Origin of the sequence: Amycolatopsis sp. NPDC051716 (assembly GCF_040681595.1) — a bacterium.
GTDB lineage: Bacteria > Actinomycetota > Actinomycetes > Mycobacteriales > Pseudonocardiaceae > Amycolatopsis.
Genome location: NZ_JBFAZA010000027.1, coordinates 120,687 through 140,602, shown reverse-complemented (window position 1 = coordinate 140,602; position 19,916 = coordinate 120,687). Strand labels below are relative to the sequence as shown.

General features: G+C 70.5%; 15 protein-coding genes. 7 read left to right on the top strand and 8 right to left on the bottom strand.

The window, feature by feature from the left end; all coding sequences use genetic code 11:
* Positions 1–118: 118 nt before the first annotated feature.
* Positions 119–1,411, bottom strand: a complete 1,293-nt coding sequence (locus AB0M30_RS31905) for a PhoH family protein (RefSeq protein WP_308674861.1) — start codon at positions 1,409–1,411, stop codon at positions 119–121.
* A 459-nt stretch (positions 1,412–1,870) separates the two neighbouring features.
* Positions 1,871–2,647, bottom strand: a complete 777-nt coding sequence (locus AB0M30_RS31900; RefSeq protein WP_199191165.1) for an isoprenyl transferase — start codon at positions 2,645–2,647, stop codon at positions 1,871–1,873.
* An 80-nt stretch (positions 2,648–2,727) separates the two neighbouring features.
* On the opposite strand from AB0M30_RS31900, the gene AB0M30_RS31895 reads away from it, so the two are divergent.
* Positions 2,728–3,402 carry a hemolysin III family protein gene (locus AB0M30_RS31895; RefSeq protein WP_364591300.1) on the top strand — a complete coding sequence of 225 codons (675 nt, stop codon included), beginning with the start codon at positions 2,728–2,730 and terminating at the stop codon, positions 3,400–3,402.
* 358 nt (positions 3,403–3,760) lie between these two features.
* On the opposite strand, the gene AB0M30_RS31890 is transcribed toward AB0M30_RS31895, so the two are convergent.
* The gene (locus tag AB0M30_RS31890) at positions 3,761–4,114 is read right to left on the bottom strand and encodes a hypothetical protein (RefSeq protein WP_364591297.1); all 354 of its coding nucleotides are present in this window, start codon (positions 4,112–4,114) and stop codon (positions 3,761–3,763) included.
* Between the two features lie 195 nt (positions 4,115–4,309).
* A complete protein-coding gene (locus AB0M30_RS31885) occupies positions 4,310–4,783 on the bottom strand; it encodes a carboxymuconolactone decarboxylase family protein (RefSeq protein WP_364591294.1) in 474 nt (157 codons plus the stop codon).
* A gap of 308 nt (positions 4,784–5,091) precedes the next feature.
* Between AB0M30_RS31885 and AB0M30_RS31880 the strand changes: the two genes are divergently transcribed.
* On the top strand, positions 5,092–5,880 hold the full coding sequence (locus AB0M30_RS31880) for a PRC and DUF2382 domain-containing protein (protein WP_364591291.1): 789 nt from the start codon (positions 5,092–5,094) through the stop codon (positions 5,878–5,880).
* Positions 5,881–5,956: 76 nt separating this feature from the next.
* On the opposite strand, the gene AB0M30_RS31875 is transcribed toward AB0M30_RS31880, so the two are convergent.
* The gene (locus tag AB0M30_RS31875; RefSeq protein WP_364591288.1) at positions 5,957–7,846 is read right to left on the bottom strand and encodes an acyl-CoA dehydrogenase; all 1,890 of its coding nucleotides are present in this window, start codon (positions 7,844–7,846) and stop codon (positions 5,957–5,959) included.
* 80 nt (positions 7,847–7,926) lie between these two features.
* The gene (locus tag AB0M30_RS31870; protein ID WP_364591285.1) at positions 7,927–9,300 is read right to left on the bottom strand and encodes a glycosyl hydrolase family 28 protein; all 1,374 of its coding nucleotides are present in this window, start codon (positions 9,298–9,300) and stop codon (positions 7,927–7,929) included.
* Between the two features lie 223 nt (positions 9,301–9,523).
* Here AB0M30_RS31870 and AB0M30_RS31865 point away from each other — a divergent pair, with 223 nt between their 5' ends.
* A complete protein-coding gene (locus AB0M30_RS31865; RefSeq protein ID WP_364591282.1) occupies positions 9,524–10,423 on the top strand; it encodes a DUF6745 domain-containing protein in 900 nt (299 codons plus the stop codon).
* A gap of 17 nt (positions 10,424–10,440) precedes the next feature.
* Entirely contained in the window at positions 10,441–10,863 is a 423-nt protein-coding gene (locus tag AB0M30_RS31860; RefSeq protein ID WP_364591279.1) for a hypothetical protein, read from the top strand.
* 335 nt (positions 10,864–11,198) lie between these two features.
* Here AB0M30_RS31860 and AB0M30_RS31855 read toward each other — a convergent pair whose 3' ends face one another.
* Positions 11,199–11,756 carry a hypothetical protein gene (locus AB0M30_RS31855; protein WP_364591276.1) on the bottom strand — a complete coding sequence of 186 codons (558 nt, stop codon included), beginning with the start codon at positions 11,754–11,756 and terminating at the stop codon, positions 11,199–11,201.
* Between the two features lie 85 nt (positions 11,757–11,841).
* Positions 11,842–13,809: a thioredoxin domain-containing protein gene (locus AB0M30_RS31850; protein WP_364591273.1), complete on the bottom strand. Its 1,968-nt coding sequence runs from the start codon at positions 13,807–13,809 to the stop codon at positions 11,842–11,844.
* Between the two features lie 238 nt (positions 13,810–14,047).
* Here AB0M30_RS31850 and AB0M30_RS31845 point away from each other — a divergent pair, with 238 nt between their 5' ends.
* The 3 genes from AB0M30_RS31845 to AB0M30_RS31835 all read left to right on the top strand — a co-directional run bounded on the left by AB0M30_RS31845 (position 14,048) and on the right by AB0M30_RS31835 (position 19,718).
* Positions 14,048–15,793 carry an RICIN domain-containing protein gene (locus tag AB0M30_RS31845; RefSeq protein WP_364591270.1) on the top strand — a complete coding sequence of 582 codons (1,746 nt, stop codon included), beginning with the start codon at positions 14,048–14,050 and terminating at the stop codon, positions 15,791–15,793.
* A gap of 68 nt (positions 15,794–15,861) precedes the next feature.
* Positions 15,862–17,229 (top strand): 3' terminal RNA ribose 2'-O-methyltransferase Hen1, encoded by a 1,368-nt coding sequence (locus AB0M30_RS31840; RefSeq protein ID WP_364591267.1) that lies wholly within the window; start codon positions 15,862–15,864, stop codon positions 17,227–17,229.
* A complete protein-coding gene (locus tag AB0M30_RS31835; RefSeq protein WP_364591264.1) occupies positions 17,226–19,718 on the top strand; it encodes a polynucleotide kinase-phosphatase in 2,493 nt (830 codons plus the stop codon). Before AB0M30_RS31840 ends, AB0M30_RS31835 begins: the two co-directional genes overlap by 4 nt.
* Positions 19,719–19,916 lie beyond the last annotated feature (198 nt).

Here is a 19,916-nt window from a genome sequence, read left to right as displayed (position 1 = left end):
AGGGGTATCTCCTCTTGGCGCTTGTTCTCGCCGCTTATGCTGGCCGGGCTGCGGGGCGAGTTGGTTTTGTTTTTTCGGGTGATCGAACCCGCCTAAACACTCACGACCGGGCAGAGCGTCAGCCGTGGTCCTCCAGCATCTCGGTGACCAGGGCGGCGATCGGCGACCGCTCCGAGCGCGTCAGCGTGACGTGCGCGAACAGCGGGTGGCCCTTGAGCTTCTCGATCACCGCCGAGACGCCGTCGTGCCGTCCGACGCGCAGGTTGTCCCGCTGGGCGACGTCGTGCGTGAGCACCACCCGAGACGCCGTGCCGAGCCGCGAAAGCACCGTGAGCAGGACGTTGCGCTCCAGCGACTGCGCCTCGTCCACGATCACGAACGTGTCGTGCAGCGACCGGCCGCGGATGTGCGTCAGCGGAAGCACCTCGAGCATGCCGCGGTCGAAGACCTCGTCGAGGACGTCCTGGCTGACCAGCGCGCCGAGGGTGTCGAACACCGCCTGCGCCCACGGCTGCATCTTCTCGCTCTCGGACCCGGGCAGGTAGCCGAGGTCCTGGCCGCCGACCGCGTAGACCGGCCGGAACACCACGACCTTGCGGTGCTGACGGCGTTCCATCACCGCCTCGAGGCCGGCGCACAGGGCGAGCGCCGACTTACCGGTGCCGGCCCGGCCGCCCAGCGAAACGATGCCGACGTCGGAGTCGAGCAGCAGGTCGAGCGCGACGCGCTGCTCGGCGCTGCGGCCGTGCAGGCCGAACGCCTCGCGGTCGCCCCGGACCAGCCGGATGCGCTTGTCCGCCGTGATCCGCCCGAGCGCGCTGGAGCTGCCCGCGAGCAGCCGCAGCCCGGTGTGGCAGGGCAGCTCGGCGAGCTCGTCCATGCCGTATTCGACCGGGTCGACGGTGCCGCCGCCGAACAGCGTGTCGAGCACGTCCTGCTCGACGTCGACGTCCGCCATGCCGGTCCAGCCGGACGGCGTCACTTCCTGCGCGCGGTACTCGTCCGCCTCGAGACCGACGGCCCCGGCCTTGACCCGCAGCGGGATGTCCTTGGTCACCAGCGTGACCGCCGCGTTCTCCGCCGCCAGGTTCAGCGCGCAGGCGAGGATGCGGTGGTCGTTGGAGTCGGTCCGGAACCCGGACGGGAGCACCGACGGGTCCGAGTGGTTCAGCTCCACCTGCAGCGTGCCGCCGTGGTCCCCGATCGGGAGCGGCGCGTCGAGCCTGCCGTACTGCCGGCGCAGGTCGTCGAGCATGCGCAGGGATTCCCGGGCGAACCAGCCGAGCTCCGGGTGGTGGCGCTTCGCCTCCAGTTCACTGATGACGACCAGCGGAAGCACGACAGCGTGCTCGGCGAACCGAGTGACCGCCCACGGGTCCGAAAGGAGGACCGACGTGTCGAGCACGTACATGTGCTGCTGGAATTCGGGCGAGGTCGAGACTTTCTCCGGGCCAGGAACGGCACCGGTCGAAGAGCGGCCAGAGGCCTTACGGGGCAAACGCTGCGCAGTCACGACGGCATCTCCCTCGAGGGCGTGTGCACCTCACGCCCGCACTCGCTGGGCCGGGCACCTCCCTGGCTGGACCACTCCTCCTGACCGGTGGGTCAGGTGGTGCGGCCACGAGGGCCGGGTGCCGGCCCCCTCGAGCGTCTCGTGGGCGGCTGTGCCGCCCCCTCGATCACCGCCACGACCAGGGCCTCCCGCGAGGACCCGCACGGAACGCGCGCCCTCACCTCGGAAGGTACCCACGAATCCGGCGTCGCGCAGGGAGCCAACACGGTGATTCGCCAGATCGTCACCTCACCGTCGGTCGTCCGAAATCCACCCTGAGTGTCATTCAGGGGCGCTGACCAGCGGTTTTTCCGGTGTCTAGGAGCCGAACCGGCGGTGCCGCCAGGCGTAGTCGCGGATGGCACGGAGGAAGTCGACCCGGCGGAAGGCGGGCCAGTACGCCTCGGTGAACCAGAACTCCGAGTGCGCGGACTGCCACAGCAGGAAGCCGGAGAGCCGTTGCTCGCCCGACGTGCGGATGATGAGGTCCGGGTCCGGCTGGCCCGACGTGTAGAGGTGCTCGGAGATGTGGTCGACGTCGAGGATCTTCGCCAGCTCGTGAATGGACGTTCCCTCGTCGGCGTGCTGCCGCAGCAGCTTGCGCACGGCGTCCGCGATTTCCTGGCGCCCGCCGTAGCCGACCGCGATGTTGACCTCCATCCCGCTGCGCCCTTCGCTCCGGGCGGCGGCCTCGCTGAGGCGCTTGGCGACCTCGGCGGGCAGCAGGTCGAGCGCGCCGACGATCCGCAGCCGCCACGCCGTCCCGGGGGCGGCGAGCTCGTCGGTGACGTCGGTGATGATCTTCAGCAGCGGCGTGAGCTCGTCCGGGTCGCGGTTGAGGTTGTCGGTGGACAGCAGCCACATGGTGACGACCTCGACGTCGGCCTCCTGGCACCAGCTCAGGAAGTCCGCGATCTTCTTCGCCCCGGCGCGGTGGCCGTCCGAAACGTCCGCGAAGCCCGCTTCACGGGCCCACCGGCGGTTGCCGTCGAGCATGATGGCGATGTGCCGGGGATGCCGCCCGGCGGCCTGCTGGATGAGGCGCCTGCCGTAGGCGCTGTACACGACGTCGGACAAGAAGGAGCGAACACTCACGTCGAGTCAGCCTACGCACCCGGTGTGAGGCGTGTGACTTGAGCACCGCGGGAGAACCTACGCTGTCGTAACCTGGATGTGTGAGCCTGACGACGGAACCACCCGAGCCCGTAGTGGACCTCCGCCCCCGGCTGCGCGGACACATCCACTTCTGGACGTTCTTCGGCGCGCTGGTCGCGACGGCGGCGCTCATCACCCTGGCGGCGTCCACAGTGTCCCCGGTCGCCACATTGGCGACGTCGGTCTACGGCCTGACCGTCCTCGGCCTGTTCGGCGTGAGCGCGCTGTACCACCGGCGGTTCTGGAGCCCCCGCGCGTACAAGTGGATGAAGCGTGCGGACCACTCGATGATCTTCTTGTTCATCGCTGGGACGTACACGCCGTTCACGTTGCTGGCGATGTCCAAGCCGACCGGGTACGTGATCCTGTCGATCGTCTGGGGTGGGGCGATCGCCGGGGTGGCGCTGAAGATGCTGTGGCCCAATGCGCCGCGGTGGCTTGGGGTGCCGATCTACATCGCGCTCGGCTGGGTTGCGGTGTTCGTGTTCCCGGAGCTGGCTACTCACGCCGGGATCGGTGCGCTCGTGTTGTTGAGCGTGGGCGGGTTGTTCTACACGCTCGGTGCGGTGTTCTATGCCGTCAAGTGGCCGAACCACTGGCCGGAGACCTTTGGGTACCACGAGTTCTTCCACGCCTGCACTGTGCTTGCCGCCGTGTCGCACTACATTGCCATCTGGTTGGCGATGTACGCCTAGGCGGTGTGTCCGTCGTCGAGAGACCTGCATCCCGAAGCTTGATTGTGACTACGGCCGGTGGCACCGGGTCAAGACGGGAAAGCGTGTCTTGACCCGGTGCCACCGGCCGCGTTCTGAGCTTCGGATCGGGATGCAGGGAGGGGCGTGGCTGGGGTCCGTCCGTGCCGTCGTCTGGCCGTGCGGTCGTCCGGTCCGCTTGGGTATCTGGTTGGCCGCCGGCGGAATCGCATTGCTTCAGCAAAAAACGAAAGCGCGGCCATTCACTCGTCATCGAGTGAATGGCCGCGCTTTTCTTACGAGATGAGCCGTGGATGGTTGGTGCACACTCGATCAACCAGCCGGCGGCTCTTCCTTTCGATCAGCCGGCCGAGTTGCCGTTGCAGGCGACGTACGACGGGTTGTGGTCGACCGTCAGCAGCTCGAGCGGGCCGTTCCACTGCCAGGGCAGCAGGCACGCGTTGTTGAGGATGCTGATGCCACCGTGACCGCCGCCGGTGGAGTTGTTGTTGCAGGCCGCGTACGACGGGGCGTGGCCCGCGTGCAGCAGCTCGAGGGGACCGTTCCACTGCCACGGTGCCGCGCAGAGGTTGTCGCCGATGCTGATGCCGCCGCCCGGGTGGTGCCCGCCGCCCTCACCGGCGGATGCCGGCGCGGCAACAGCGAGCATGGCGCCACCGATGACTGCGGCTGCGAAGAGCGTCTTTTTCATCATGATAAAATCATCGGGCGATATCAGGTCGTCCTTTATCGACATCACCCGATGGTTTGGACAACATCACCCGTCCCGGCAATCAACCAGCGTGCGCCGGGCAGAGTTCGGTCCACCGTGCGACGGTGAGGGGTTCCACCGCCGTGAGGTTGTCACCATCGAAGCTGGTCCCGCGCCCCACGGCAGGTGAACGCTCCCTCAGCCGAACATCCCCGGCTGGTACTCCCCCGCCGGGTTGCGGACGATCACGTTGAGCCGGTTCCACGCGTTGATCATCGCCACCAGCGCGATCAGGGCCCCGATCTGCTCTTCGTCGAAGTGCTTCCGCACCGCCGCCCACGTCTCGTCGCTGACGCCGGTGTGCGTGTCCGCCAGGCGGGTGCCCTCCTCCGTCAGCGCCAGCGCCGCGCGCTCCGCCTCGGTGAACACCACCGCTTCGCGCCACGCCGCCACCATCGCCAGGCGGACCGCCGTCTCGCCGCCCGCCGCCGCGTCCTTCGTGTGCATGTCGAGGCACATCCCGCAGCCGTTGATCTGGCTCGCGCGGATCTTCACCAGCTCCTGTGTCGCCTTCGGCAGCGACGACTCTTCGACCGGATGCGACGCCGCGATCAGGCGCTTGACGAACTTGCCGGTGACCTCGTTCTCGAACATGTTGAGCCGCGCTTCCATGGCCGTTCCCCTTTCCTCGTCTGCTTCACCCCTCTGACGACCCGGGCGCCACCGTTGTGACAACGCCGCGAGTGACGCCGGTCACGCGAAATCCAGGTCCACACCTTCGCGTTCGCGCCGGGGCGGCCGGTCACGCCGACGGCACCGCCCCCGACCTGCGGGACCCACCCCACCTGGCCCGCGGGAGACGCTTCAAACGATCACGATCAGGGGTCACCCACGGGACCACCACGACGGTTGCCGGGCGCACCGGTGCGTCCGACGGTGATCTCAGACAACGGACCCAACGTGGAAGGAGCACGACCGCGATGGCCAGGACCATGCAGCCCCAGGAACTCATCGACAGCGCTGTGGTCGACCCCGAAGGCAACAAGATCGGGAAGGTCGGCAACGTCTACCTCGCCGACGCGACGCACCAGCCCGAGTGGATCACCGTCAAGACCGGCCTCTTCGGCACCAAGGAAAGCTTCGTCCCGCTCTCCGGCGCCCACACGGACAAGGACGGCATCCACGTCCAGGTCGACAAGGACAGCGTCTCCGACGCGCCCCGCATCGACGCCGACGGGCACCTTTCGCCCGAAGAGAGCACGCAGCTCTACCAGCACTACGGCCTGCCGGTGCCGCGCACCTCAGCGGACGGGCGGACGGACGCGCGGTCGGACCGCCGGGCGGATGGGCGGACCGACCGCAGCCCGGCCGCCATGGGCGGGCGCGGGAAGCGCGACGACCGCGCCGCCATGACGCGCTCCGAGGAACGGCTGAACGTCGGGACCGAGCAGGTCGAGACCGGGCACGTGCGGCTGCGCAAGTACGTCGTCACCGAAGAGCAGCAGGTCACCGTGCCGGTGCGGCACGAAGAGGTGCGCATCGAACGCGAGCCGATCACGCGCGGCGACGGCACGGCGGCGGAGATCGGCGAGGCCGAGCAGGACGTCGTCCTGCACGCCGAGAAACCCGTGGTGCGCAAGGAAACCGTGCCGGTCGAACGAGCGCGGCTGCGGAAGGAGACGGTCACCGACGAACAGACCGTGTCCGGCAAGGTCCGCAAGGAGCAGTTCGACATCACCGACGACGACCGGAAGCACCGACGCTCCTGACGGCACTGAAGGCTCCCGGACGGGTGGCCGGTCCCCGATACCGGCCACCCGTCCGGGCTCCACCGCGGCTGCGCGGTCAGGACGTGAGCATCGGCGCCGCGAGGAACTGCTCCGGGATCGCGAACGCGTCCACCAGCGTGCGCGCGTGCGGGCGCAGCTCCGAGCACAGCCGGTTCACCGCCGACGTGACGGCCTTCGCGCGCGACGCCGTCAGGCGGCCGTGGCCCAGGAACCACGCCAGGTCCTCTTCGATCGCCGACAGCGCGTACAGGTCGCAGACGCGTTCGAGCAGCGTGCGGGCGTCCGGATCGTCGCAGCGCTCGATGGCCGCCGTGAACGCCTCCAGCACCAGGCGCTCGACGTGGACGCGGCCCGCGCGCAGCACGTGGTCCTGTGCCGAGTTGAACACGCCGAACGGGTCGGCCGCCGCCTTGCGCAGGCGCTTCGCCACCCCTTCGACGACGTGGTCTTCGCGGTCCTCGAACAGCCGCAGCTGCCACTCGCGGCGGAAGAACACCTCCGAGTCGGACCCTTCGGTGAGCGACTCCAGCGCCTTGCGCACCGACGTCCGCTCCAAGAGCGTGTTGACCACCTGGTCGGTGAAGAACCGGGCCGTCGCCAGCGGCGAAAGGTCCTCGAAGTCCTGCTTGTAGCTGGTCAGCAGGCCCTTCGCGACCAGCTGCAGCAGCACCGTGTTGTCGCCTTCGAACGTCGTGAAGACGTCGGTGTCGGCCTTCAGCCCGGGCAGCACGTTCTCCGCCAGGTAGCCCGCGCCGCCGCACGCCTCGCGGGCGGTCTGGATCGCCGACGTCGCGTGCCACGTCCCGAGCGCCTTCAGCCCGGCGGCGCGCGACTCCAGCTCGCGCTGATCCTCTTCGGGCGCCGACGCATCGATGTCGTGCAGCTTCGAGACCAGCTCTTCCTGCGCGAAGTGCAGCGCGTAGGTCTTCGCCAGCGCCGGCAGCAGTTTCCGCTGGTGGGCCAGGTAGTCCAGGACGACGACCTCGTCGCCGTCCGGCTTCGCGAACTGGCGGCGGAACTCGCCGTAGCGGATCGCCAGCGTCAGCGCGCGTTTCGTGGCGCTGCCCGCGCTGCCGGCGACGCTCACCCGGCCGCGGATCAGCGTGCCCAGCATCGTGAAGAACCGGCGGCTGTCGCTCTCGATCGGGCTCGAGTACGTCCCGTCTTCGGCGACGTCACCGAAGCGGTTCAGCAGGGCTTCGCGCGGCACCCGGACGCCGTCGAACGCCAACCGTCCATTGTCGACACCGTTCAGGCCCGCCTTAGGTCCGCAGTCCTCGATGGACACTCCGGGCACCGGCTTGCCGTCGTCGTCGCGGATCGGCACGAGAAACGCATGCACGCCGCGCGATTCGCCGCCGGTCACCAGCTGCGCGAAGACCACCGCCAGCCGGCCGTCGCGGGCCGCGTTGCCGATGTATTCCTTGCGGGCCATCGCATCCGGCGTGTCGATGACGAACCCGCCGTCGGCGAAGGTCGCCGTGGTGCGCAGGTGCTGGACGTCGGACCCGTGCCCGTGCTCGGTCATCGCGAAGCAGCCCAGCACGTCGAGGTCCATGATCCCGCGCAGGTACCGCTCGTGGTGCCGCTCGGTGCCGAGCAGCTGGACGGCGCCGCCGAACAGGCCCCACTGGACGCCGGCCTTCACCATCAGCGACAGGTCGCCGTAGCCGAGCATCTCGAACGACGTCACCGAGCCGCCGACGTCGCCACCGCCGCCGTACGCCGGGTCGAAACCCAGGCCGGGCCGGTCGGTCTCGGCGAGCGCACGCAGCTGGTCGAGCACCTGGGCGCGGTGCGCCTCGATGCCGAGGTCGACCGGGTCCCGGAACTCCGCACCGGCCATCTGCGCCCGCACCCCGCGGCGCAGCTCGGCCCAGCGACCGTCGAGGACGGCGGTCAGCGCGTCCGGATCCACCTTCGAGGGCACTTCGGGGACGTCCACGGCTACCTCCGGAAAGGACGAACGGCAGGCTTCCTACTCGTTGGTAGTAAGCCTGCCGCAGCGCCGCCGATCCCGCAGGTTCAGATCGGCTTGCCGTTGACCGTCACATTCGTGAAGCGGGCGTTGTCCACGTACTTCAGCGTGTTCGACGTGTCGGCCACGCCCTTAAACGTGGAGTTCGCCACGGCGAACCCGTGCACGTGGGCGTTCGAAAGCCCGCTGACGTCGAACGTCTTGCCCGCGATCTTCGTGCTCGAGCAGTTGCTGATCGTGAACGGCCCGAACGACGGGACGAAGCTGCCGGTCTGGCTGTTGTAGGTGGACGTCACGTACACGAAGTTCCGCGCGAAGGTGCCGGAAACGCTGTCGAGGTTGATGTTCTCGGAGAACCCGCCACGCAGCGTGTTGGACTTCACGTACAGCGCGAACTTCGTGTCACCCTTCACGGTGAGCTTGTACGCGTAGACGTTGCGGATCCCGCCGGTCTGCTCGCTGCCGCAGGTGATCGCGCCCCAGTTGCCGTTCATCACGCAGTTCACCACGACGAGGTTCTGGCAGGGGACGTTCACCCGCCGCCCGTCGGCGTCGCGGCCGGACTTGATGGCGATGTTGTCGTCGTGCGCGCCGAGGGCGCAGTTGGCGATGACGACGTGGTCGCACGATTCCGGGTCGCAGCCGTCGGTGTTGCTGTGCGCGGTGCTGGGGTCGGTGCTGACGCCGTCGACCGTGACGTTGCGGCACAGCGTCGGGTGCAGCTGCCAGAACATGGAGTTCTTCAGCGTGACGCCCTGGATCAGCACGTTCTCGCAGGCGTACGGCTCGACGAACGCCGACCGCATGGTGTGCCCCGATCCCGGCACCACCCGCTTCTCCGGCGCGGTTCCCTTGGCCACCAAGGATTCCAGGTAGGCCCGGTCGCTGCCCTTGTTCCACGACGACGTGGCCGCCGCGTCGAGGGTGCCGCTGCCGGTGAGGCCGATGTTCTTTTCCTGGTAGGCGTAGATCATCGGCGAGTGGTTGACGCACTCGATGCCTTCGTAACGCGTCAGGACGTTCGGGAACTTCGCCGCGTCGCCGCTGAACTTCAGCACCGAGCCGGATTCCAGGTGCAGGTCGACGTTGCTCTTGAGCCGGATGGCGCCGGTCAGGAAACTGCCGCCGCCCGGCACGATCACGTGCCCGCCGCCGGCCGCGGCGCACGCCTCGATCGCCTTCGCGATCGCCGCGGTGTTGTCGGTCTTGCCGTCGTTCTTCGCGCCGTAACCGGTGATCGGGAAACTGCGATCGGGGAAAGTGGGAATCGTCGTGTTCGCGACGATGTCGTTCGCCGCCGGCCACGGGAGCACGGGAACGTCGATGCGGGGCGCCGCCGAGGCGACGGCCGGGAGCAGCGGCACCGCCGCCACCGCGAGCCCGCCCTTGATCAGCTGCCGCCGGGTGAACCTGCCGTCCATGGACACGTCCTTCACGAGAAAGACTGGTGCGACGGCGGAACCGCGGCACGGACCGCGGGCACGACGAAACTCTAGGCTCGAAAGTGGCTCCAGGTCCAGGGTTGCGCGATCGGCGAAAAAGCTGTCATGATCGGGGCATGTCGATTCGAAAGGGCGTGCGCGCCCTCGCGCGTTGAGCGCCCCGCGGCCGCCGAGCCGCCCGCTTCCCGATATTTCCGCGTGGTTGAGCCACGCCTTCAGCACGTATTCCGCGGATCGTCCCGCGGCCGAAGACGCCATCACCCGGCTCTACGCGCTCCTCGGCGAACCACCGCCGGAGTTCGTCTGGGTCGATTCTCCCAACGCTGCCGTGCCGCCGTCCGCGTCGGTCGAGCCGGTGGAAGCCCGGTTGGCGACGCGGGTGGCCGCGCTGCGACGCCGGTGGGGCGACGTCTCGCTCGAGGCCCGGCAGATTGTCAAGGAGTCCGTCGCGGGCCTGATCCGGACCGCCATTCCGCGTTCGCTGGGCCTGCACTGGTACGGGCAGCAGGACGCCTATTGGGTGACACCCGGCTCGGGTGATCCGGAGCTGGAGCTGTGGGCGACCCTGGTGCGTTCCTGCGGCTGGTGGTGGCCGCGAGACGGCGTCTGCGTCATCGCGGAACGGCCGTTGGTTCTCCGTCTTGACGACGAGGGCCGGCTCCACAGCGCGACCGGGCCCGCGGTGGTCTACCCCGACGGCTGGAGCGTGCATGCCTGGCACGGCACGCGGGTGCCGTCCTGGGTGATCGAAGACCCCACCGCGGAGCGGATCAACCGCGAGTTCAACGTCGAGGTGCGCCGCTGCGCGGTCGAGCACCTCGGCTGGGCGGCGTACATCGAGCAGGCCGGGCTGCGGATCCTGAGCCGGGCGCCCGATCCCGGCAACCCGGGTTGTGAACTGCGGCTCTACGACCTGCCGCCGCAGAAGTGGCACGCGCCTTCGCGGCTGCTCATGGCGGTGAACGGCTCGGTGGAGCGCGACGGCACCCGCCGTCGCTACGGGCTGCGCGTGCCCGCCGAATTCGACCATCCCCTCGACGCGGCCGGCTGGTCGTACGGGCTCACCGGAGCCCAGTACGCGCGCCTGCAGCGCCGGACCTGACTTCCTGAGGTGATCGCATGTTTCTTGCCGAACTGCTCGACCGGACCGGACTCGACGTCCTCGACCACCTGGACCGCCAGGTCACCGTTCCGGTGATCGACGGGCTCCAGGCCCAGGGTGACCTGATCGTGCTGCCGCTGGAGTTGCTGGGGTGGGTGGCCCGGGACTGGTGGGAGCTGCCTGCCGAAGGCCGCGAACTGGTGCGCGGCGAAGCGGGCAACAACCCGCACACGCTGGTGGCGGACCGCGGAACGTGCCGGATGACAACGTGGCTCGGTGATCCCGAGCGGCTCGCGATCGCGGCTTTCGAGAACACCGCGCCGGCGTGGTTGATCCACCCGGAGCACGGGGCTACGGGGATCGCGCCCGGGGCCTGGTTCGTGCGGCGGCAGCGGGAGCTGGGCGCCGGGTTCCGGAAGCCGGTGCTGATCGCGGACTGAGGGGGGCGGCCCGGGCCGTGGGGTGCCGCCGAGGGGGCAGCACCGCGCGGCTCGGGCCGGATCCGGGTGGCGTGGCTCGAGCGCTCCGCGAACCGCGGGGTGCCACCGAAGGGGCAGCACCGCGCGGCTCGGCCCGGATCCGGAAGCCGTGGCTCGACTGCCACGCGAACCGTGGGGTGCCGCCGAGGGGGCAGCACCACGCAGCTCGGCCGAATCCGGGCGCCGTGCGAACGGTGGGGTGCCGCCGAGGGGGGGCGGCACCCCACAGCTCGGGCCGGCTCCGTGCTCGCGCGCACGCGAACCGTGAGGTGCCGCCGAGGCGGCACCCTCACCACTCAGCCCAGGTCGGGCCCCTTCGAGCGCAGGTCGTCGACCTTGGTCATCGCTTCCCGCAGCTCGCCCAGCCAGCTGTCCGCGTGCTGGCCGACCAAGCGCACCGCCCAGGCCAGTGCGTCCGAGCGCGACCGCGCCACGCCCGCGTCCACCAGCGTGTCCAGCACCAACCGCTCCGGCTGGCGCAAGCGCGTCATCACCGGTGCCGAATGCGTTGTGAACAGGGCCGTCGTACCACCCAGCCGCGCGCCCCACGCCACCTTGCGCTGGTAGCGGTGTTCCGCCTGGCGGGCGATCTCGATGCGCTCGTCGCGCGTCTCCTCGCGGTACCTGCTGATCCGGCCCTCTTCGGCCGCCGCGCGGGCGGCGTCGTCCGCGTGCTCCTCCGTCAGCGCCGGGAGCTCGCCGACCACGATGATCTCTTCGCGGTCGACCGTGACCTCCGGTGCGCCCGTGAACCAGCCGTCGGGCAGGCGGCCGCCGAACCAGGCCGCCGCGTCCTCTGCCGGCGGGACCTCGCCCTGCTGCCAGCCCCGGCCTCCGCGCCATCCGCGTCCCATGTCGTACCTCCGGATTACATGATTACATCACTACCGAAGTTACGCCGAAAACCAGACCACAGACACCGCGTTCACCCAGGGCGAATCAGAGCTGGGCGGTGAGCTCCTCGGCGGACGTGACGGGACGGTCGCAGACGTACCCCCGGCACACGTACGCCGCCGGGGCGCCGTCGACCAGGGGACGGTCGGCCAGCAACGGGACGCCCGGCGCGTCCGGCTCGCCGGCCAGCACGATGCCGCCGCCGTGCACGCCCCGGGCCGCCGCCAGCCGCAGCGCAGGATCGGCGCCGACCACCGCGACCTGCACCGGGCCGGCCTGCAGCGCTTCGGCCACCGAGAGCCAGTGCCCGGCGAACCGCGGCACCCGCCCGGCCAGCACCCCGGCCCGGCTCAGCGCCCGCTCGGCCGCCTCCCGGTACCGGGCCGAATCGGCGTGGCCCGCGAGCGCGGACGCCGCCAGCAGCGCCCCGGCCAGCGCGGACGCCCCCGACGGGCTCGCGTTGTCGCCCGGGTCGGCCGGGCGCTGGACCAGCGTCTCGGCGTCGTCGGCGGTGTCGAAGTACGCGCCAGGGACGTCCGGGGACGCGAAATGCGCCAATGCCAGGTCGAGCAGCCGGGTCGCTTCCGTGAGCCACTTCGCCTCGCCGGTCGCCTGGTGCAGCGCCAGGAACCCGTCGGCGACGCAGGCGTAGTCCTCCAGTACGCCGGCGGATTCGCCGACGACGCCGTCGCGCGAGCTGCGCCGCAGCCGTCCGCCGACGACGTGCAACCGCAGCAGGAGCTCGGCCGCCTCACGAGCCCATTCGATCCACTGTGGACGATCCAGGGCGACGCCCGCCTCGGCCAGCGCCGTGATCGCCAGGCCGTTCCAGGACGCGATCACCTTGTCGTCCCGGCCCGGCTGCGGCCGCTTCGCCCGCGCCTCCAGGAGCTTGCCGCGCAACGGCTCCGGCAGGTCGCCGAACAGGCGCAACGTCGAGGCACCCTCCTCGAAGGTGCCTTCCTCGGTGACGCCGAACAGCTCGGCGGCGGAGTCGTCCCCCACCACCTCACGCAGCTGCGCGGGAGTCCAGACGTACGTCGAGCCTTCGACGCCTTCGGTGTCCGCGTCCAGCGAAGACGCGAAGCCGCCTTCGGGCGTTCGCAAGCTCTCGAAGAGGAACTCCGCCGTTCCGGTGGTGACCCGTAACGCCGTCGCCGAGCCGGTGCGCCGCCAGAGGTGAGCGTAAAAGCGCAGGAGCAACGCGTTGTCGTACAACATCTTCTCGAAGTGCGGCACGATCCATTCGGCGTCGACGGAGTACCGCGCGAAGCCACCGGCCAGCTGGTCGTACAGGCCACCGCGGGCCATCGCCTCGGCCGTTTTGTCCACAAGAGACAGTGCCACTGCGGAGCCCGTGCGTTCGTGGTGGCGCAGCAGGAACTCCAGGACCATCGACGGCGGGAACTTCGGGGCGCGGCCGAACCCGCCGTTGACGTCGTCCGCCTCCTGCTGGAGCTTCCCGACCGCGCCGGCGAGCACCGCTTCGTCCACCACGGACTCCTTGAGCGGCCCGGTCTGCTCGGCGAGGTGCGCGACGATCTGCTTGGCGCCGTCCAAGAGCTCGTCCGGCCGCTCCTGCCACGACTGGACGACGGCGGCGAGCAGCTGCCGGAACGACGGCATGCCCGGCCGCGGCGACGGCGGGTAGTAGGTACCGCAGTGGAACGGCTCGCCGTCCGGGGTCAGGAAGCAGGTCATCGGCCAGCCGCCCTGGCCGGTCATCGCCTGGGTGGCGGCCATGTACACCGCGTCGATGTCGGGCCGTTCCTCGCGGTCGACCTTGATGTTGACGAAGTTCGCGTTCATCAGGGCCGCGGTCCCGGCGTCCTCGAACGACTCGTGCGCCATGACGTGGCACCAGTGGCAAGCGGCGTACCCGACCGAAAGCAGGATGGGCACGTTCCGCCGCTTCGCCTCGGCGAGCGCTTCGGGACCCCACGGCCACCAGTCGACCGGGTTGTCCGCGTGCTGGAGCAGGTACGGGCTGGTCGCGCTGGCGAGGCGGTTCATGCGTCCAGGGTGGCACCTGGGAAAACCGGGCGCGCGGCGGCCGTGAGAAAACTCGCGGGCCGCGGCAACCTTTCCGCGGCCGGCGGCAACTCAGGGTCGTCCGGCCACGCGGTCCGGGCAGAGGCAGCGACCGAAAGAGAGCACCGACATGTCCCCTCGCCCACCCACGCCGCCGCCGGCGTCCCCCGCCGGCGGCCGTGGCCGCCCGGCCCGCCCGGGACGGCATCGCGGACGCCGGTTGGTCCAGCGCCGGGGTTTCTGGGCGGCCGTCGTCCTGTCCGTCGTGACCGGCTCCGTGGTCGTGGTCAGCACAGCCTCGGCGGGGACCGTGGACCCGAAGTCCTGGTACGTCCTGGTCAATCGCACCAGCGGGGAAGCGCTGGACGGCAGCGCCTACGCCAAGAACGACGGTGCGGCGGTGGTCCAGTGGGGCCGGCACGACGGGGCCAACCAGCAGTGGCGGTTCATCGACGCGGGTGACGGCTACTACCGGCTGCAGAACCGCAACTCCGGCAACGTGCTGGACGACTACCGCTGGTCCAGGACCGCCGGCTCCGCGATGGTGCAGTGGCCCGACCTGAACGGCGCGAACCAGCAGTTCCGGCTGGAGAAGTCGCCGGACGGCCACGTGCGCCTGATCAACCGCTTCAGCGGCATGGCCGTCGAGGTCCCCGCCGGCTCCAAGACCGCCGGCGCCCGCATCGCCCAGTACTACGACTGGGGCGGCGCCAACCAGCAGTGGCAGCTCGTCCCGGCCGGGAGCGTCGGCAGCTCCGGGAGCCCCACGACGCCCACCCCGCCCACCACACCGCGCACCAGCGTGGCGACGACGAGCCAGGCCCCGAGCAGCACCCGTCCGTCGCCGGCGTCGCCGGCTCCGGCCGCCGAGAGCCGTGGCGGTACCGCGACGACCCGGTTCATGGGCAGCGGCACGGTGCTCATCGGCGGCTCGATGAACGACGCTTCGGCGACGGACGCGCCGTTCGACGTGCGGTACAACTACGTCCACAGCCGGCCCGCGCCCTCCTCGGACTACTACACGGCGGCACGCTGCAAGCCCGAGTGGTCGAGCTGGTGGGGCTGCTGGACCGGCGAAACCACGGCTCCCGGCTTCTACGTGACCTGGGGCGACCAGCACGTGGCCCAGGCCACCTACCAGGGCAAGCCGCGCCCGCAGAAGTACCTCTGGACCTGGTACTCGCTACGCGACCTCGGGGACGCGGCGGGCGAGGGCGACGGTCCCGGCGAGGTCGTCGCCATCAACCGGGCCGACCTGCTCACCCGCTACCTGAACGACTACCGCTTCTTCCTCCAGAAGATCGGCACCTCGCCCGACATGATCGACATCGAGCCCGACTTCTGGGGCTACGTCCGCTCCCTCGGCAGCCCGCACCAGGTCGCCGCGCAGGTCAAGGCCGCGAACCCGACGGACTGCGGTACGCAGGAGAACAGCGCCGCCGGCCTGGCCGCTTGCCTGGTGGCGATGGCGCACAAGTACGCGCCGAACGCCGGCGCGGGGCTCCACCTCACCTGCTGGGACTGGGAGACCAACGTCCAAGGGTGCGTGAAGGACTACGCGGAACTCGGCGCGAAGAACGCCGACTTCCTCGTCACCGACGTGTCGGACCGCGACGCCGGCTGGTACGCGAAGCCGGCGAACGGCGGCCGCAACACCTTCTGGACCGACCAGCAGGCCAAGGCCGCGCTGAAGTTCTACAAGACCATGGCCGAATCGGCGGGCAAGCCCGTGGTCCTGTGGCAGGTCCCGGTGGGCAACATGGCGCAGAACAACACCCTGAACCACTACCAGGACGACAAGGTCGACTGGTTCTTCGCGCACCTGGACCAGGTGGCGGACGCCCACGTCGCCGCCCTCCTGTTCGGCGCGGGACAGCAGGAACAGACCGGCGTCGAGACCGACGGCGGCAACCTGATCGGCAAGACGATCGCGTACCGCGACTCGGGTGGCACCCCGCTCGAGTAGCCGGCTGGTGACCGCGCACCCGGGAAAACCGGGCGCGCGGTCACCGGCCGCTCCGCCACACTGAGCCGGTGTTGCTGACCATCACCACGACCCGGAACCCCGCCACCGACCTGGGCTTCCTCCTGCACAAGCATCCGGAGAAGGCGCAGTCGGTCGCGCTGTCGGCCGGCACCGCGCACGTCTTCTACCCGGAGGCGGCGCCGGACCGCTGCACCGCGGCGCTGTTCGTGGAGATCGACCCGATCGAGCTCGTGCGCGGCGGTGGGACGTCGCTGACCCAGTACGTCAACGACCGGCCGTACGCCGGGGGCTCGTACCTCGCGGTCGCGCTGCGGGCCGCGTTCACGACGGCGCTCGCGGGCCGGTGTGCGGCCCGGCCGGAACTGGTCGACGAGCCCTTCGACCTGGAGATCCACCTGCCGTCGCTGTCGGCCCGGGGCGGGGCCGAGGTCGTGCACCAGCTGTTCGAGCCGCTCGGGTGGCGGGTTTCGGCGACGCCGATCCCGCTCGACCCGGAGTTCCCGCAGTGGGGCGACAGTCGCTATGTCGACTTGCGGCTCACCGGCACCCAGCGGGTCACCGACGCGCTGCGCCACCTGTACGTCCTCCTGCCCGCCCTCGACGGCGACAAGCACTACTGGGTCGGCCAGGACGAGGCCGACAAGCTGCTGCGCGCCGGTGAGGGCTGGCTCGCCGGGCACCCCGAACGGACGCTCATCACGAACCGCTACCTGGAGCGGCGGCGGCCGATCGTCACGTACGCGCTTTCGCGGCTGGCCGAAGCCGACGACGTCCCGGCGGAGGCCGAAGCGCTGGTCACCGAGGTGCCGGACAAGCCGGAGAGCCTCGCGTCGCAGCGCCACGGCAGCGTGCTCGCCGCACTGCGGGCCGCGGGCGCCCGGCGCGTGCTGGACCTCGGCTGCGGCTCCGGCGCGCTGCTGCGCGTCCTCGAGAAGGAGCGATCGTTCACCGAAATCGTCGGCGTCGACGTGTCGAGCAGTGCGTTGACCATCGCGGAGAAGCGGCTGAAGGACGGCTCCCGCGTCACGCTGCGCCAGTCCGCGCTGACCTACGCCGACCCGGCGCTGGCCGGGTTCGACGCCGCCGTGCTCATGGAGGTCGTCGAGCACGTCGACTCCGACCGGCTACCGGCCCTGGAACACGCGGTGTTCGGGGTCGCGGCGCCGCGCACGGTGCTCGTCACGACGCCCAACGCGGAGTACAACCGGCTGTTCGAGTTCCTGCCGATGGGGCATTTCCGGCACGCCGACCACCGGTTCGAATGGACGCGAGCCGAGTTCCGCGCCTGGGCGGACGGTGTCGCGACCCGGCACGGCTACGACGTCCGGTACCTGCCGATCGGACCGGAGGACCAGGAATCGGGACCGCCGACCCAGCTGGCGGTCTTCACCACCCAAAAGGAGGCGGCCGCGTGAAGCTGACCGTTCCCGACATGGCGCTCGTCGTGCTCGTCGGCGCTTCCGGCTCCGGCAAGTCGACGTTCGCGCGCACGCACTTCGCGCCGACGCAGGTGCTCTCCAGCGACTTCTTCCGCGGGCTCGTCGCCGACGACGAGAACGACCAGTCGGCCTCGGCCGACGCCTTCGACGCCCTGCACTACGTCGCGGCGAAGCGGCTCGCGGCCGGGCGGACGACCGTCATCGACGCGACGAACGTCCAGCGTGCTTCGCGGGCGAGCCTGGTGAAGCTCGCGAAGGAGCACGACGTGCTGCCGACGGCGATCGTGCTCGACCTGCCGGTGGCCGTCTGCGCCGCCCGCAACGCGTCGCGCACCGACCGCGAGTTCGGCGACCACGTGATCCGGCGGCAGCGCGGTGAGCTGCAGCGGTCGCTGAAGTCGTTGGAGCGCGAGGGTTTCCGGCGCGTGCACGTGCTGCGGTCCGAAGCCGAAGTGGCCGAAGCCGAGATCGTCGTCGAGCCGCTGCGCAACGACAAGCGCGCGCTGACCGGGCCGTTCGACGTGATCGGCGACGTCCACGGCTGCGCGGCGGAACTCGAGGAGCTGCTGGCCGAGCTGGGGTACGTCGACGGCGTGCACCCGGACGGGCGGACGGCGGTGTTCGTCGGCGACCTCGTCGACCGCGGCCCGGACACCCCGGGCGTGCTGCGGCGCGTGATGGGCATGGCGGAGACCGGCAGTGCGCTGGTCGTGTGCGGCAACCACGAGCAGAAGCTGGTGCGTGCCCTGCACGGGCGGAAGGTCAACGTCGCGCACGGGCTCGCCGAGTCGCTGGACCAGCTCGGCGCGGAGAGCGAGGAGTTCCGCCGTCGCGTCCACGAGTTCTGCGACGGGCTGATCGCGCACTACGTCCTCGACGGCGGGAAGCTCGTCGTCGCGCACGCCGGGCTGCCGGAGCGGTACCACGGGCGCGCGTCCGGGCGGGTGCGCAGCATGGCGCTCTACGGCGACACGACCGGCGAGACCGACGAGTACGGCCTGCCGGTGCGGCTGCCGTGGGCGCGCGACTACCGCGGGTCGGCGATGGTGCTCTACGGGCACACGCCGACGCTGGAACCGGAGTGGGTCAACAACACGATGTGCCTCGACACCGGCGCCGTGTTCGGCGGGAAGCTGACCGCGTTGCGCTACCCGGAGCGCGAAGTCGTCTCGGTGAAGGCGCACCGGGTCTGGTACGAGCCGGTGCGCCCGCTGGACGCGGCGCGGCCGCTGGCCGGGCGCGAGCCGGCGGTGCTGGAGCTGACCGACGTCACCGGGAAGCGGATCGTGCAGACCGCGCACCACGGCCGCGTCGGCGTCTCGGCGGAGCAGTCGGCGGCGGCGCTGGAGGTGATGAGCCGGTTCGCGGTCGACCCGCGGTGGCTGGCCTACCTGCCGCCGACGATGGCGCCGTGTTCGACGTCGTCGCGCTCCGATTACCTGGAGCACCCCGAAGAGGCGTTCGCCGAGTACCGGGCGGCCGGGGTCGGCGCCGTGCTGTGCGAAGAGAAGCACATGGGCTCACGGGCCGTCGTGCTGGTCTGCCGGGACGACGAAGTGGCGTACCACCGCTTCGGAATCCGCGGCGGCGGCGCGGTGTACACCCGGACCGGGCGCCCGTTCTTCTCGGCCGCGCAGAACGAGGCGCTCTTGGCGGACGTGCGCGCGGCGGCGGCCGGGCTGTTCGAGGAGCTGGACTCGGGCTGGTTGCTGCTCGACGCCGAGCTGCTGCCGTGGAGCGCGAAGGCCGGTTCGCTGATCGCTTCCCAATATGCGTCGGTGGGCGCGGCCGCCCAGGCCGTGCTGCCGGAGGCGGTTTCGGCGCTGGCGACGGCGGTCGCGCGGGGCATCGACGTCGGCGACCTCTTGGCGCGGACGGCCTTGCGATCCTCCACAGTGGACTCCTACCGGACGGCGTACCGGCGTTACTGCTGGCCGACATCGGGCCTGGACGGCGTCCGGCTGGCGCCGTTCCAGCTGCTGGCGTCGGAGGGGAAGGCCTACCACGACCGGCCGCACGCGTGGCACCTCGCGCAGCTGGATCTTTTGCGCGGATCGCGCTTCCAGCGCACCCGGACGCTCGCGGTGGACCTGCTGGACGACGCGTCGGTCGCCCGGGGCGTCTCGTGGTGGGAAGAGCTGACGGCCGCCGGCGGCGAGGGCATGGTCGTCAAGCCGGCGGCGAACCTGACCCGCGGGACGCACGGGCTGGTCCAGCCCGGGGTGAAGGTGCGCGGGCGCGAGTACCTGCGGATCATCTACGGCCCGGACTACACGCTGCCGGAGAACCTCGAGCGGTTGCGCAAGCGCGGGCTGAACCGCAAGCGCATGCTGGCGCTGCGCGAGTACGCCCTGGGCCTGGAGGCCCTGGAGCGCGTCGCGCGCGGCGAGCCGCTCTGGCGCGTGCACGAGTGCGTGTTCGCGGTGCTCGCGCTGGAGTCGGACCCGGTGGACCCGCGGCTCTGAAGCGCCCCAATGTGGCCTTCGGTGCGTCCAACGCACCCAATGTGGCCCTCGGTGCGTCCAACGCACCCAATGTGGCCCTCGGTGCGTCCAACGCACCCAATGTGGCCCTCGGTGCGTCCAACGCACCCAATGTGGCCCTCGGTGCGTCCAACGCACCCAATGTGGCCCTCGGTGCGTCCAACGCACCCAATGTGGCCC

What these genes read in the sequence shown, in the direction of transcription:
- AB0M30_RS31855 (WP_364591276.1), bottom strand. Translation starts at nt 11,756, where the DNA reads ATGGGACGCGGATGGCGCGGAGGCCGGGGCTGGCAGCAGGGCGAGGTC.
- AB0M30_RS31885 (WP_364591294.1), bottom strand. Translation starts at nt 4,783, where the DNA reads ATGGAAGCGCGGCTCAACATGTTCGAGAACGAGGTCACCGGCAAGTTC.
- AB0M30_RS31870 (WP_364591285.1), bottom strand. Translation starts at nt 9,300, where the DNA reads ATGGACGGCAGGTTCACCCGGCGGCAGCTGATCAAGGGCGGGCTCGCG.
- AB0M30_RS31860 (WP_364591279.1), top strand. Translation starts at nt 10,441, where the DNA reads ATGTTTCTTGCCGAACTGCTCGACCGGACCGGACTCGACGTCCTCGAC.
- AB0M30_RS31890 (WP_364591297.1), bottom strand. Translation starts at nt 4,114, where the DNA reads ATGATGAAAAAGACGCTCTTCGCAGCCGCAGTCATCGGTGGCGCCATG.
- AB0M30_RS31850 (WP_364591273.1), bottom strand. Translation starts at nt 13,809, where the DNA reads ATGAACCGCCTCGCCAGCGCGACCAGCCCGTACCTGCTCCAGCACGCG.
- AB0M30_RS31880 (WP_364591291.1), top strand. Translation starts at nt 5,092, where the DNA reads ATGGCCAGGACCATGCAGCCCCAGGAACTCATCGACAGCGCTGTGGTC.
- AB0M30_RS31905 (WP_308674861.1), bottom strand. Translation starts at nt 1,411, where the DNA reads ATGTACGTGCTCGACACGTCGGTCCTCCTTTCGGACCCGTGGGCGGTC.